Source organism: Actinophytocola glycyrrhizae (genome assembly GCF_042653545.1).
Taxonomy (GTDB): domain Bacteria; phylum Actinomycetota; class Actinomycetes; order Mycobacteriales; family Pseudonocardiaceae; genus Actinophytocola; species Actinophytocola glycyrrhizae.
On record NZ_JBHSIS010000004.1, the window covers coordinates 143,957 to 157,083 of the forward strand.

Annotated in this window: 9 protein-coding genes; 4 read left to right on the plus strand and 5 right to left on the minus strand. The window is 70.4% G+C overall.

Annotated features, from left to right (window positions below):
• Positions 1–21: 21 nt before the first annotated feature.
• Positions 22–1,740, minus strand: coding sequence for an NAD+ synthase (locus tag ACFPCV_RS10500; protein WP_378055887.1), 1,719 nt, complete (start codon positions 1,738–1,740; stop codon positions 22–24).
• A 39-nt stretch (positions 1,741–1,779) separates the two neighbouring features.
• A complete protein-coding gene (secA2, locus tag ACFPCV_RS10505; protein WP_378055909.1) occupies positions 1,780–4,134 on the minus strand; it encodes an accessory Sec system translocase SecA2 in 2,355 nt (784 codons plus the stop codon).
• 142 nt (positions 4,135–4,276) lie between these two features.
• On the opposite strand from secA2, the gene ACFPCV_RS10510 reads away from it, so the two are divergent.
• Both ACFPCV_RS10510 and ACFPCV_RS10515 read left to right on the plus strand, forming a co-directional pair.
• Positions 4,277–5,848 carry an alpha/beta hydrolase gene (locus tag ACFPCV_RS10510; RefSeq protein ID WP_378055888.1) on the plus strand — a complete coding sequence of 524 codons (1,572 nt, stop codon included), beginning with the start codon at positions 4,277–4,279 and terminating at the stop codon, positions 5,846–5,848.
• A complete protein-coding gene (locus ACFPCV_RS10515; RefSeq protein ID WP_378055889.1) occupies positions 5,845–6,570 on the plus strand; it encodes an SDR family oxidoreductase in 726 nt (241 codons plus the stop codon). The genes ACFPCV_RS10510 and ACFPCV_RS10515 overlap by 4 nt, the downstream gene beginning before the upstream one ends.
• A gap of 129 nt (positions 6,571–6,699) precedes the next feature.
• On the opposite strand, the gene ACFPCV_RS10520 is transcribed toward ACFPCV_RS10515, so the two are convergent.
• From ACFPCV_RS10520 to ACFPCV_RS10530, 3 genes are read right to left on the minus strand one after another with little or no spacing between them, the layout of a single operon-like run.
• Positions 6,700–8,226, minus strand: a complete 1,527-nt coding sequence (locus tag ACFPCV_RS10520) for an MFS transporter (protein WP_378055890.1) — start codon at positions 8,224–8,226, stop codon at positions 6,700–6,702.
• Positions 8,223–8,915: an LppX_LprAFG lipoprotein gene (locus ACFPCV_RS10525; RefSeq protein ID WP_378055891.1), complete on the minus strand. Its 693-nt coding sequence runs from the start codon at positions 8,913–8,915 to the stop codon at positions 8,223–8,225. The genes ACFPCV_RS10520 and ACFPCV_RS10525 overlap by 4 nt, the downstream gene beginning before the upstream one ends.
• 34 nt (positions 8,916–8,949) lie before the next feature.
• Complete coding sequence (locus tag ACFPCV_RS10530) at positions 8,950–9,912, minus strand: GlxA family transcriptional regulator (RefSeq protein ID WP_378055892.1); 963 nt, start codon at positions 9,910–9,912, stop codon at positions 8,950–8,952.
• Positions 9,913–9,983: 71 nt separating this feature from the next.
• Here ACFPCV_RS10530 and ACFPCV_RS10535 point away from each other — a divergent pair, with 71 nt between their 5' ends.
• Entirely contained in the window at positions 9,984–11,279 is a 1,296-nt protein-coding gene (locus tag ACFPCV_RS10535; protein WP_378055893.1) for an MFS transporter, read from the plus strand.
• Positions 11,280–11,302: 23 nt separating this feature from the next.
• A complete protein-coding gene (locus ACFPCV_RS10540) occupies positions 11,303–12,646 on the plus strand; it encodes a glutamine synthetase family protein (protein WP_378055894.1) in 1,344 nt (447 codons plus the stop codon).
• Positions 12,647–13,127: the final 481 nt, after the last annotated feature.

A 13,127-nucleotide genomic window follows, 5' to 3' on the forward strand; every position in this document is an offset into this window, starting at 1 on the left:
GGGCACCCGGTCTGCTGCCGGCTACTTGCCCTCGCGCCACGCGTTGGTCATGGGCAGCCGCCGGTCGCGGCCGAACGCCTTGAAGGTGATCTTCGTGCCGGGCGGGTACTGGCGCCGCTTGTACTCGGCCCTGTCCACCATGCGCAGCACCCTGTCGATCAGCTCCGGTGCGAACCCGGCGGCGACCAGGTCCGAATACCCGCGGTCGCCCTCGATGTAGTCGTCGAGCACGCGGTCGAGCAGGTCGTAGTCCGGCAGCGAGTCGGCGTCCATCTGCCCAGGCCGCAGCTCGGCCGACGGCGGCTTGGTGATGGAGTTCTCCGGGATGGGCGGTGTCTCACCCCGTGCGGCGGCGGCCTCGTTGCGCCAGCGCGCCAGCTCCCACACGAGCGTCTTCGGCACGTCCTTGATCGGCGCGAACCCGCCGACCGCGTCGCCGTAGATGGTCGAGTAGCCGACCGCCAGCTCGGTCTTGTTGCCGGTCGCGAGCACGAGGTGCCCGTGCTGGTTGGACAGCGCCATCAGCGTCACACCGCGGCAGCGGGCCTGCACGTTCTCCTCGGCGAGCCCGGTCAGCGCCAGCTGGCTCACGAACACCTCGACCATGTTCGCGATCGGCTGCTCCTGGTAGTGGCACCCGACCCGCTCGGCCAGGTCGGCGGCGTCGGACTTCGAGTGGTCCGACGAGTACACCGACGGCATCGACACGCCGTACACGTTCGAGGCCCCGAGCGCGTCGACGGCCAGCGCCGCGGTGACCGCGGAGTCGATACCGCCCGAGAGGCCGAGCACCACCGAGGTGAACCCGTTCTTGCGCACGTAGTCGCACAGGCCGAGCGTCAGCGCGCGCCACATCTCCTCCAGCTCGGACAGCGGCTCGAACGCGTCGGGCAGCGGCCGGGCCGGGTACGGCGCCAGTGGCGCGTCCGACAGCGGCACCCGCCGCACCGCGAAGCCCGCGAGATCACCGGCCAGGGTGGGCGCGCCACCCGGCAGGTCGAGGTCCATCACGGTCAGGTGCTCGACGAACTGCGGCAGCCGCGTCAGTAGCTCACCCGATTCGGAGACCACCATCGAGTCGCCGTCGAACACGAGGTCGTCCTGGCCGCCGACCTGGTTCACGTACACGAGCGGCGCGCCGGCCTCCGCGGCCCGCCGCGCGACGAGGGGCTCCCGCTGGTCGTCCTTGTGCCGCTCGTACGGGGACGCGTTCGGCGCCACCACCAGGTCGACCCCGGCGGCGCCCAGCGCTGCGATCGGCCCGCCCTCCTGCCAGATGTCCTCGCAGATGACCATGCCGATCTCGAGCCCGTGCAGCCGCACGATGTCGAGCGTGTGGCCCGGCTTGAACAGCCGCCGCTCGTCGAACACCCCGTAGTTGGGCAGGTGGTGCTTGAACTGGGTGGCGGCGACCCGCCCGTCGTACAGCACGGCGACGGCGTCGCGCGGACCGACGTCGTCGCGGTCGAGGTAGCTGACCACGGCGGCGACGGAGCCGTGCCCGTCGGCGTCCAGGCGCGCGGCCAGTTCGGTCAGCGCCTGCCGCGACGCCGACGCGAACGACTGCCGCAGCGCCAGGTCCTCGACGGGGTAGCCGGTCAGCACCATCTCGGGGAACACCACGACGTGCGCGCCGTCCGCCGCGGCCCGCGCGGTCCACGCCGCGATCAGGGACGCGTTCCCCGCCAGGTCCCCGACGGTGGCGTTGACCTGCGCGAGCGCGATCCGAAGCTGTGGCATGTCCCTATCCTGACACGTTTTCGCCCATCAGGCGAAAAGTCAGCGGCGTGACCCGCCTCGCACCTTCTTGACCATCGCGCGGACCCGCTGCAGCGCCTGCTCGGCGTCGGTGTCGAACGGGTTGTCGTGGACCATGTACGTCCAGGTCGACGACGGCCTGCGCAGCCCGCTCTCGGCCAGGTCCACCCCGTCCGGCCCGATCTCGATCTCGGCGAAGGTCGCCACCGCCCGCTCCGAGATCTCGTCCGGCATCTTCCGGAACTCGGGGATCGCGGTCCGGTGGAACTCGTCGATCGGCGTCTCCTTGGCGAGCGCCCGCAGGTGGATGGTCTCCCGCACGTCCGCGAGGAACGCCAGGTGCTCGGTCCACCGCTGGTCGAGGTGGTACAGCGTGATCTGCCGTGCCGCCTCCTCGAGCACCTTCTCGTCCAGCTCCTCGGACAGCTTCTCCCACCGTTCCGGGCACAGCGCCGCCAGCTCCGTCGCGGCGAGGTCGGTGCGCAGCAGCTCGTCACGGTGTTCGAGCAGCGCCCTGCGCTGGTGCTCGATCAGCCGGGTGTACCGCCAGGTGTTGCGGTGGATCTCCAACTGGACGCCCTCGGCCACCTTCTGCGCGTGGTCGACGAAGCGCTTGGTCGTCGGGTCGGTGAGGCGGCCCTCGTCCTCGTCGTCGTCCGGTTCGGCGCCCGCCGTCGCGTCCGGCGCGTACTGGATCACCTGGTCGTCGCTCAGGCTCGCGAACATGACCGACCCGCCGGGGTCGCCCTGCCGCCCGGACCGGCCGCGCAGCTGGTCGTCGAGGCGGCTCGACGGGTAGCGGCCGGTGCCGATCACCAGCAGCCCGCCAAGGGCGGCGACCTTGTCGTGCTCCTCGGCGTCGTGGCTCATCTTCTTGCCACCGAGCCGGATGTCGGTGCCACGGCCCGCCATCTGCGTGGACACGGTGACCGCGTCGTACGCGCCGGCCTCGGCCACGATCGCGGCCTCCTGCGCGTCGTTCTTCGCGTTCAGCACCACGCACGGCACGTCGGCCTCGTCGAGCAGCTTCGCGAGCCGCTCCGACTCGGCGACGTCGCGGGTGCCGATGAGGATGGGCCGCCCCGTCCTGTGCACGGCCGCGATCTCGCGGACGATCGCCGCTTCCTTGTTCTCGATCGTGTCGTACAGCCGGTCGTCCTCGTCCTCCCGGACACACGGCGTGTTCGGCGGGATGACCGCGACCCGCAGCTCGTAGAACTCGCGCAGCTGCTCGGACACCGCGACCGCGGTGCCGGTCATGCCGCACACCGTCCTGTAGCGGCCGATCAGGCCCTGGACGCTGATCGAGTCCAGCACCTCGCCGCTCTCGGTCGGCCGCAGCCGCTCCTTGGCCTCGACCGCGGCCTGCAGCCCGTCGGGCCACCGCTGCCGCAGCGCGATCCGGCCGCGCGAGGAGTTGATCAGGTGCACCTTGCCGTCGCGGACGATGTAGTCCACGTCCCGCTCCAGCAGCGCGTGCGCGTGCAGCGCGGCGTTCACGGCGGCGAGCCGGTCGCTGTGCTCACCGGAGTACAGGTCGACACCACCGAGCGCCTTCTCGACGGCCTTCGCGCCCCGGCCGGTGAGCCAGGCGTTGCGGCCGTCCTCGTCCTTCTCGTAGTGCTGGCCCGGCTTGAGCGCGCGGACGATCTGGGCCACCTCGGGGTCGGACTGACCCTCGTCGGACGAGCCGGCCAGCACCAGCGGCACCTTGGCCTCGTCGATCAGCACGGAGTCGGCCTCGTCGACGACCACGACGTCGGGTTCGCGGCCGACCATGTCGTCCACGGAGGTGGCGAGCCGGTCCCGCAGCACGTCGAACCCGATCTCGCTGACCGACCCGTAGGTCACGTCGGCCGCGTACGCCGCCCGCCGCTCGTCCTGCGACGAGGTCTGGCTGACCCAGCCGACGGAGACCCCCAGCATCCGGTACACCGGGGTCATCCACTCGGCGTCGCGCTGGGCGAGGTAGTCGTTGACGGACATGACGTGCACGGCCTTGCCGGCCAAGGCGTACCCGGCGGCCGCGATCGCACCGGCGAGTGTCTTGCCCTCACCGGTGGCCATCTGCACGACGTGCCCCGCGAGCAGCTCCATCGCTCCGAGCAACTGCACGTCGTAGGGCCGCTCGTCCAGTGCGCGCCTGGCCGCCTCCCTGGCGATCGCACACAGCTCGACCAGTTCCTTCTCGTCGAACCCCGGCTCGTCGCCTGCCCGGCGCAGCTTCGCCGCCGCCTCGGTCAGCTCCTCGTCGGAGAGCTCGCCGACCTTCTTCTCCCGCCATTCGATCGAGGTCAGCAGCCCCTCGTACCGGGAGATGTCGACGGTGGCCGGCCGGTCCAGGAACCGGCTGAAGCCGGCCTTCACGCGCCGCATGAACGCCGCCACCGACGCTCACCTCCTCGCTCGTTCGTACGCACTGCCCTGCACGGTAACGGTGTACCCCGGCCCGTGAGTTCCGACCGGTAACACCGTGAATGGCAGGATCACTGGCGTGACATCCCGTCGGCACGCCATCGTGACAGCTTCCATCCTGCTCGCATCGGTCGCGGGGGCGTGCACGACCTCCGTCGACGGCGAGGCCGGTCCGCGGCTCCCGTTCGAGGAGCAGAACGAGCCGGCCGGGCCGGTCCCGCCGGGGCTCGAACAGTTCTACGGCCAGCCGCTGACGTGGGAGGGCTGCGCGGACTACGGCAGGACGGACTACGACGAGCAGGCACTCCGCGCCGACGGCCTCCAGTGCACCCACCTCACGGTGCCGCTGGACTACACGAAACCCGACGGCGACACCATCGAGCTGGGCGTTCTCCGCAGGCCGGCGACGGACCGGGACCAGCGGATCGGTTCGCTGGTCATCAACCCGGGCGGCCCCGGCGCGGCGGGCCTTTCGACCGCGGCGGCGCTGGCCGACGTCAACGACACCCTCGCCGCCCGGTTCGACTTCGTCGGCTTCGACCCGCGCGGGGTCGGCTCCAGCGAGCCGACCGTCGAGTGCCTGTCCGACGAGGAGATCGACGAGGAACGCGCCGACGACGACGAGCTCGACGTGTCACCCGAAGGTGTGGCCAACCTGGACGCGGAGGCCAAGGAGTACGCGCAGAAGTGCGCGGCCAACACCGAGTTCGGCACCGCGATGCTCGCCAACCTCGGCACCCGCGACGTCGTGAAGGACATCGACGTCCTGCGCGCCGCGCTCGGCGACGAGAAGCTCACCTACCTCGGCTACTCGTACGGCACCCGCATCGGAAGCACCTACGCGGAGACGTTCCCCGGCAACGTGCGGGCGATGGTCCTCGACGGCGCGCTCGACCCGTCGAAGACCCCGGTCGAGGAGGTCGTCGCGCAGGGCGCGGGCTTCCAGAAGGCGTTCGACGACTTCGTGGCGTGGTGCACCGGCGAGGACGACTGCGCGCTCGGCAGGGACAAGGGGCAGGCGCTGAAGCAGTTCCACGACCTGGTCCGCCCGCTCGGCGAGAACCCGGCGGAGGTGGGCGACGGCCGAAGGCTCTCCTACGAGGACGCCACCACCGGTGTCGTGCAGGCGCTGTACTCCGAGCAGCTGTGGGAGCACCTGAACTCCGGCCTGAACGAGCTGAAGCAGAACGAGGGCGCGACGCTCATGTCGCTCGCGGACCTGTACCTGGAGCGCGACCCCGACGGGACGTACTCGACCACTCAGGACGTGTTCACGGCCGTCCGCTGCGTCGACGACCCACGCGTGACCGACCCGGACGAGGCCCTCGCGGTCAACCGCGAGTACAAGGAGGCGGCGCCGTTCCTCGACGACGGCAACCCGCCGACCGCGGTGCTGGACGCGTGCGCGTACTGGCCGGTGCCCAACACCGGCGAGCCGCACGTGCCGGACGTGCCCGGCCTGCCCGCGGTGCTGGTCATCTCCACGACGGGCGACCCGGCCACCCCGTACGAGGCCGGTGGGGCCCTCGCCGAGGGCCTCGGCGGTGTCCTGCTGACCTACGAGGCGACCCAGCACACGGTGTTCCTGCAGGACAACGAATGCGTCGACGGCGCTGGCGTGAAGTACCTGACCGATCTGGAACTCCCGGCGGAAGGCACGCGGTGCAGCCCTTGAGACAGCACATCCTGATCACCGGCGCGAGCGCGGGCATCGGCGCCGAACTGGCGCGGCAGTTCGCGTCGGAGGGCCGGTCGCTGGCGCTGTGCGCACGGCGTCTGCCCGCACTGGAGGACCTGCGGGCCGGGCTGCCCGGCCGCGTGCTGGTCAAGGAACTGGACGTGACCGACGCGGACGCCGTGTTCCGGGTGTTCGGTGAGTTCGCGGACGAACTGGGCAGGCTCGACCGGGTGATCGTGAACGCGGGCATCGGCAAGGGCCGCCCGATCGGCACCGGTGGCCACCGCCAGAACCGCGAGACGGTCGAGACCAACCTGCTCGGCGCGCTCGCGCAGTGCGAGGCCGCGATGGAGATCTTCCGGCGCCAGAACTCCGGGCACCTGGTGGTCGTGTCGTCGATGGCCGCGCTGCGCGGCCTGCCCGGCTCGGTGACCGCGTACGCGGCGAGCAAGGCGGCGGTCTCGTCGCTCGCCGAGGGCATCCGGGTGGACGTGACCGGCACCCCGATCAGGGTGACGACGATCCTGCCCGGCTACATCCGTTCGGACATGAACCCGGAACCCGGCAGGCTGATCGCGGACACCGTCCCCGCGGTCCGCGCGATGGTCGCCGCCATCGAACGCGAACCGAGACGGGCGGTCATCCCGCCGTGGCCGTGGCGCGTGCTGGGGCCGGTCCTGCGGCAGCTGCCCGCGTGGGCGCTGAAGAAAGCGACCTGATCAGAACCTGTCCCGTGGATCTTTGTGCTGAGGCCATGCCTGGTCAGCAGTTACCTCAGGGGAACGTGACGGCACTCAGCCATCAACCACCTGCGGTCACAGGTGGTTGATGGGTCGGGACCAACACGTTCAAATGCGGGGAGGCGGACCAGCCTCGGTGCGCCGCCCGCCGACCAGCAGCGCGAGCGCCGCCCCGGCCACACACACCACCGCGGTGATCGCGAACGTCTCGCTGTACTGCGTCAGCAGCGCGTCGTTCACCGCCGCCCGGTAGGCGGCCATCTCCCGGTCGAACTGCGCCTCCGGTTTCCCGAACGGCAGCGGCGTGTCCAGCGACGCGGTCAGCGAGTGGAACCGGTGCAGTCCGAGCGCGGCCAGCGCGGCCACCCCGACCAGCATCCCCGTCATCCGCGCCACGACCACGCCCGCGGCCGCCACCCCGTGCTGCGCCGACGGCACCACCCGCAACGCGGCAGCGGACAGCGGCGCGATCACCAGGCCGAGCCCGAATCCGGTGATCACCAGATCGGTGTCGAGCCGTGGCAGGTCCACGAGACCCAGGTCATGCGGCGACGACAGCACGTCCACCGGCCACAGGGAAACCAGCCAGAACCCGGCCGCGGCGATCAGCAACCCGGCGGACGCGGGCAACCGGTCACCGAACCGGCCCGCCATCCACCCGCCGACCAGCGCGCCGACCGGCAGCGCCACCAGGAACCGCACCAGCAGCAGCACGCTCCCGTTGTCGTCCAGCCCGAGCAGTGTCTGCCCGAACAGGTCCACGTTGACCAGCGTCACCATCAACGCGGCACCCGCGGCGAGGCTCGCCCCGAGTGCGGCGAGGAACGGCCGCAGCGCCACCCCGGAGGTGTCGATCAGCCGTGTCCGCGCCCGCGTCTCCCACACCAGGAACGCCACGAAGGCCACCGCGGCGGCCACCAGCAGCGGCGGCCCCCACGACGGCAGCACCTGGTCGCGCGGGTCCGGGTTGTACAGCCCGGTCACCAGCAACCCGAGCACGACCGCCAGCAGCCCCGCCCCCACGACATCCACCTTCGGACGGTCACCCGTCCGGTCCCGCCTCGGCACCGTGAACTGCACCGCCACCATCGCGGCCAGCGCCAGCGGCACGTTCACCCAGAACACCCCGCGCCACCCGGCCACCGCCGCGAGCGCGATCCCGTACACCGGCCCGAGCACACTGCCCAGCTCCTGCGCGGCGCCGACCGCGCCGAGCACCGCCGACCGCCGGTGCGCCGCCCACAGGTCCGCCGCCAGCGCCATCGTCACCGGCAACAGAGCGCCACTGGCCACGCCCTGGATCACCCGTCCGGTGACGAGCACCGTGGTGTCCCCGGCGGCCGCCGTCACCACCGACCCGGCGATGAACCCCAGCAGGCACACCTGCAGCAGCAGCTTGCGCCCGAACCGGTCCGACGCCTGCGCGAGCAACGGCATCGCCGCCACGTACCCCAGCAGGTAACCGGTCACGATCGGGGTGACCCGCTCCAGCCGGTTCAGCGGGATCCGCATGTCCTCGATGATCTGCCGCAGCACGCTGACCACGACGTACGTGTCCAGCGCACCCAGCAGTACCGCGAGCCCGCCCGCCCCGATCGCGACCGCGCGGCCGCGTGCCCGGACCTCTGTCGTCACTGCGGCGCCGTGATGTCGACCTGCTTGTTGATGTCCGACAGCACCACGTCGACCGAACCCTGCTCCACCTTCACGGTCGCCTTCACCGGCTGGTGCCCGTCGTCGGTCCGCAGCCAGAAGGTGATGTCGACGTCGGAGTCGATCCCCGGCACCAGCGACGACACGACGTCCTTGGTGACCCGTCCGACCACCCGGTAGGTGGACACCCCCGCCACGTCCTCGGAACCCTCGGTGCGCGCGTCCGTCACGTTCTCCATGACGTTCGCGACGCCCCTCTCCGGATCGAGGATCGCGGCGGGGTCGTACAGGCTCCGCACCATCGACGCGGGCAGCTCCTGGTAGTCGCCTGTCGGGCCCTTGATGTACAGGGAGTCGTCGACCAGGACGAACTCTCCCTCGAACAGGTTGCCCATCAGGTCCATGGCGACCGTGCCCTTGGCCGCGCCACCCGACCCGCCCTCCCTGGTCAGGTCGCCCTCGGCGCTCTTCACGGAAAGCTCGGGGAGCTCGCCGTTCACCTTGAGCGCGAAGTGCGCGCTGCCGACGTCGGCCATGGACGCCGCCGCGTCCCGCAACAACTCCGTGCCGTCCGGCAGGTTCCCGTCGCCGGCGGGCGGGTCGTCGGAGGAACAGGCCGTGGCGACCGCTGCGGTGAGCGCTAGCGTGACGAGCAGGATCCGGCGCATCATGCGGGAATCCTAGGACCGCGGTGCTGAGAGATGTTCAGCCCGCCCGGAACGTTTTCCGGTAGGCAAGCGGAGAGACACCGAGCGCGGTGCGCATGTGCTGCCGCAGCGAGGCGCCGGTGCCGAGGCCGGACCGCTCGGCGATCCCGTCGACGGACAGGTCGGTCGTCTCCAGCAGGTGGCGGGCGCGCTCGACCCGCTGCCTGGTCAGCCAGGTGCCGGGCGACATGCCCGTCTCCGCCCGGAACCGGCGGGAGAAGGTGCGCACGCTCATCCGCGCGTGCCCGGCGAGCGCGGCCAGGTCGAGCGGTTCGTGCAGCCTGCCCAGCGCCCACGCCCTGGTCGGCGCCGTGCCGTCGGTGCCGTGCTCCGGGACGTGCCGGTCGATGTACTGCGACTGCCCGCCCTCCCGCCACGGCGGCACCACGCAGAACCGCGCGGCCCGGTTCGCCACCTCGCTGCCGTGGTCGCGCCGCACCACGTGCAGGCACAGGTCCACGCCGGCACCGAGCCCGGCGGAGGTCAGCACGTCGCCGTCGTCCACGAACAGCACGTTCTCGTTGAGTGCCACCTTCGGGTACAGCTCGCGGAACTCGTCCGCGTACGCCCAGTGCGTGGTCGCGGGCCGGTGATCGAGGATCCCGGCCGCGCCGAGCACGAACGCGCCGGTGCAGATCGACATGAGCCGTGCGTGCGCGGGCACCGTGGCCAGCGCTTCCCCGATCTCGGGCGGAAGAACGCCATGCCTGCGCGGCCCCTCGACCTTGGTGCCTGGGACGATCACCGTGTCCGCCTCGGCCAGTATCGAAGCGTCGTGGTCGGGCACCATCGTGTAGCCCGAGGCCACCCGTACCGGTGACCGGTCGAGCCCGCAGATGCGCACCCGGTAGAGACGCTCGCCGTCCTTGCCGGTCGCCTCGGCGAAGATCTGCGGCGGGATGGCCATGTCGTAGCCGATCACCGTGTTCAGCGCCAGCACGACCACCTGATGCACGACCATGGCCAGATTCTTTCAGATATTGGCGATCGGGCCACTCGTCGGCCGGGAGAAAGTGCCGCACGCTGTCCGGCGTGACTCAAGTCGAGCCGCGAGCGCGGCGGGTGCGGCCCCGGATCCACTGGGCGTGGCTGGTCGCCGCGGCCGCCTTCGTGACCCTCATCGGCGCGGCTGGCTTCCGCGCGGTCCCCAGCGTGCTCATCGACCCGCTGCACGAGGAGTTCGGCTGGTCACGCGCCACCATCTCGGCGGCGGTCGCCATCAACCTCGTGCTCTTCGGCCTGATCTCGCCGTTCGCCGCCGCCCTCATGGACCGCCTCGGCATGCGCCGCGTGGTGGCGGGCGCACTGGTCCTGGTCGCCGCGGGCAGCGGGCTCACCGTCTTCATGACCGCGAGCTGGCAGCTCCTCCTCTGCTGGGGCGTGCTGGTCGGCGTCGGCACCGGCTCCATGTCCATGGCCTTCGTCGCCACCGTCACCGGCCGCTGGTTCGTCCGGCACCGCGGCCTGGTCAGCGGCATCCTCACCGCCGCGGGCGCCACCGGCCAGCTGGTGTTCCTCCCGCTCGTCGCCGTCCTGGCCACCGCACACGGCTGGCGCGTCCCCGCCCTCGTCGTCGCGGCCGCCGCACTGGCCGTCGTGCCGCTGGTCCTGGCCCTGCTCCGCGATCACCCAAGCGACGTCGGCACGACCGCCTACGGAGCGACACCCGAAGAGGTGACCACCGCCGGCCCGGTCACCGGGAGCAGCTTCGGCCGCGCCATCCGCGCACTCACCGACGCCGCCCGCACCAGGACGTTCTGGCTGCTCGCAGGCGGCTTCGCGATCTGCGGCGCCTCCACGAACGGCCTGGTCGGCACCCACTTCGTGGCCGCGGCACACGACCACGGCATGCCGCACACCACCGCGGCGTCCCTGCTCGCACTGATCGGCATCTTCGACATCGCGGGCACCATCCTGTCCGGCTGGCTCACCGACCGGGTGGATCCGCGACTGCTCCTCGGCGCCTACTACACACTGCGCGGCCTGTCGCTGATGATCCTGCCGTCGCTGTTCGCACCCGGGACGGAACCGTCGATGTGGGTGTTCATCATCTTCTACGGACTGGACTGGATCGCCACGGTGCCACCGACCGTGGCGCTGTGCCGGAACCGTTTCGGCCTGTCGGGGCCGGTGGTCTTCGGCTGGGTCTTCGCCTCCCACCAGGTCGGCGCCGCCGTCGCCGCGCTCGGCGCAGGCGCGATCCGCGACACACAGGGCAGCTACGACATGGCGTGGTTCTTCGCCGGTGGCCTGTGCGTCGTCGCGGCGCTGCTGTCGCTCGCGATTCGCCCGATCCGTGCTGTCCTCGGCGCCGAAACACGCAGTTAACACGATCTACCTAGGCTGCCGACATGGATCGTCAGCAAGAGTTCGTCCTGCGCACCCTCGAGGAGCGGGACATCCGCTTCGTGCGGCTGTGGTTCACCGACGTCCTCGGCTTCCTGAAGTCGGTCGCGGTGGCCCCCGCCGAGCTGGAGGGCGCGTTCTCCGACGGCATCGGCTTCGACGGCTCGGCGATCGAGGGCTTCGCCCGGGTCTACGAGTCCGACATGGTCGCGCGCCCCGATCCGGCGACGTTCCAGGTGCTGCCGTGGGAGGACCCGCAAGGGCACCACTACGCGGCGCGCATGTTCTGCGACATCTCCATGCCCGACGGGTCCCCCTCCTGGGCGGACCCCCGGCACGTGCTGCGCAGGACCCTCGCCAAGGCGAGCGAGTCCGGCTTCACGTGCTACGTGCACCCCGAGATCGAGTTCTTCCTGCTCAGCGAGGTCCCGCTGGACGGGAGCGAGCCGGTGCCCGCGGACAACGGCGGCTACTTCGACCAGGCGAGCCACGCGACCGCCACCCACTTCCGGCGGCACGCGATCGAGACGCTCGAGGCGATGGGCATATCAGTCGAGTTCTCGCACCACGAAGGAGCCCCCGGCCAGCAGGAGATCGACCTGCGGTATGCGGACGCGCTGACCATGGCCGACAACGTGATGACGTTCCGGTACGTGGTCAAGGAGGTCGCGCTGACACAGCAGGTCAGCGCCTCGTTCATGCCGAAGCCGTTCACCGACCAGCCCGGCTCCGGCATGCACACGCACGTGAGCCTGTTCGAGGGCGACCAGAACGCCTTCTACGACAGCGAGGACCCCTACGAGCTCTCGAAGACCGGCAAGGCGTTCGTCGCCGGGCTGCTCAGGCACGCGCGGGAGATCTCCGCGGTCACGAACCAGTGGGTCAACTCCTACAAGCGCCTGATCGTCGGCGGGGAGGCGCCCACGGCCGTCTGCTGGGGCCATGCGAACAGGTCCGCCCTGGTCAGGGTGCCCATGTACTCACCGGGCAAGGCGTCGTCGCGGCGGGTGGAGATCCGCAGCCTCGACTCGGCGTGCAACCCGTACCTGGCGTACGCGGTGATCCTCGCCGCCGGGCTGAAGGGCGTCGAGGAGGGCTACGAGCTGCCGCCGGAGGCCGAGGACGACGTGTGGTCGCTGACCGAGGCCGAGCGCAGGGCCGCCGGCTACGGCAACCTCCCGCAGAACCTGGGGGAGGCCCTCGCCGAGATGGAGGGGTCCGAACTCCTGGCCGAAACCCTCGGCGAACACGTCTTTGATTTTTTTCTTCGGAACAAGCGCAACGAGTGGGACGCCTACCGCCGGTCGGTCACCCCCTATGAGCTGCGGACTTTGCTTCCGCTGTTGTGAGCGCAAGCCTCTGACCAGGCGATTTGACTTGTGCACCGCGGGCTCTGTAACTTTCTCCTCGTCGCACAGAGCGGCGGACCGGACAGGAACCAGCAAGCCCTGACCCCCCTCCGACGCGAAACTCCGGCCCCTGATACAGTTCAGTGGCTGGATGCGAACGGGCCAAGCGGGTTGACACCGCGAATCGGACCGGATAGCATGTAGCGGCACTGCTAGAGCGGTAAGCCTCCCAAGCGGGACCGTCTAAGGTCTCCCAAGTAGGGATTGGCGCTCCAGCACCCCAAACGCAGTAAACCAACTGACGTCTGTCAGACTGTGTCGCAAGCGCGGCATAGAATGGCTGAGCGTGTGTTGTTTGAGAACTCAACAGTGTGCCGATTCAAAATGCTAGTGAGCTTGTGCCTGGCCTCTTTTGATAGAGCTAGGTATATATTGCTGGGATTTGTTTCTCTTCATACAAAGCATTGTTGGAGAGTTTGAT

Bases quoted from the DNA above. Each gene is read 5' to 3' on its own strand.
- secA2 (WP_378055909.1), bottom strand. From the start codon at position 4,134: ATGCGGCGCGTGAAGGCCGGCTTCAGCCGGTTCCTGGACCGGCCGGCC.
- ACFPCV_RS10525 (WP_378055891.1), bottom strand. From the start codon at position 8,915: ATGATGCGCCGGATCCTGCTCGTCACGCTAGCGCTCACCGCAGCGGTC.
- ACFPCV_RS10530 (WP_378055892.1), bottom strand. From the start codon at position 9,912: ATGGTCGTGCATCAGGTGGTCGTGCTGGCGCTGAACACGGTGATCGGC.
- ACFPCV_RS10500 (WP_378055887.1), bottom strand. From the start codon at position 1,740: ATGCCACAGCTTCGGATCGCGCTCGCGCAGGTCAACGCCACCGTCGGG.
- ACFPCV_RS10540 (WP_378055894.1), top strand. From the start codon at position 11,303: ATGGATCGTCAGCAAGAGTTCGTCCTGCGCACCCTCGAGGAGCGGGAC.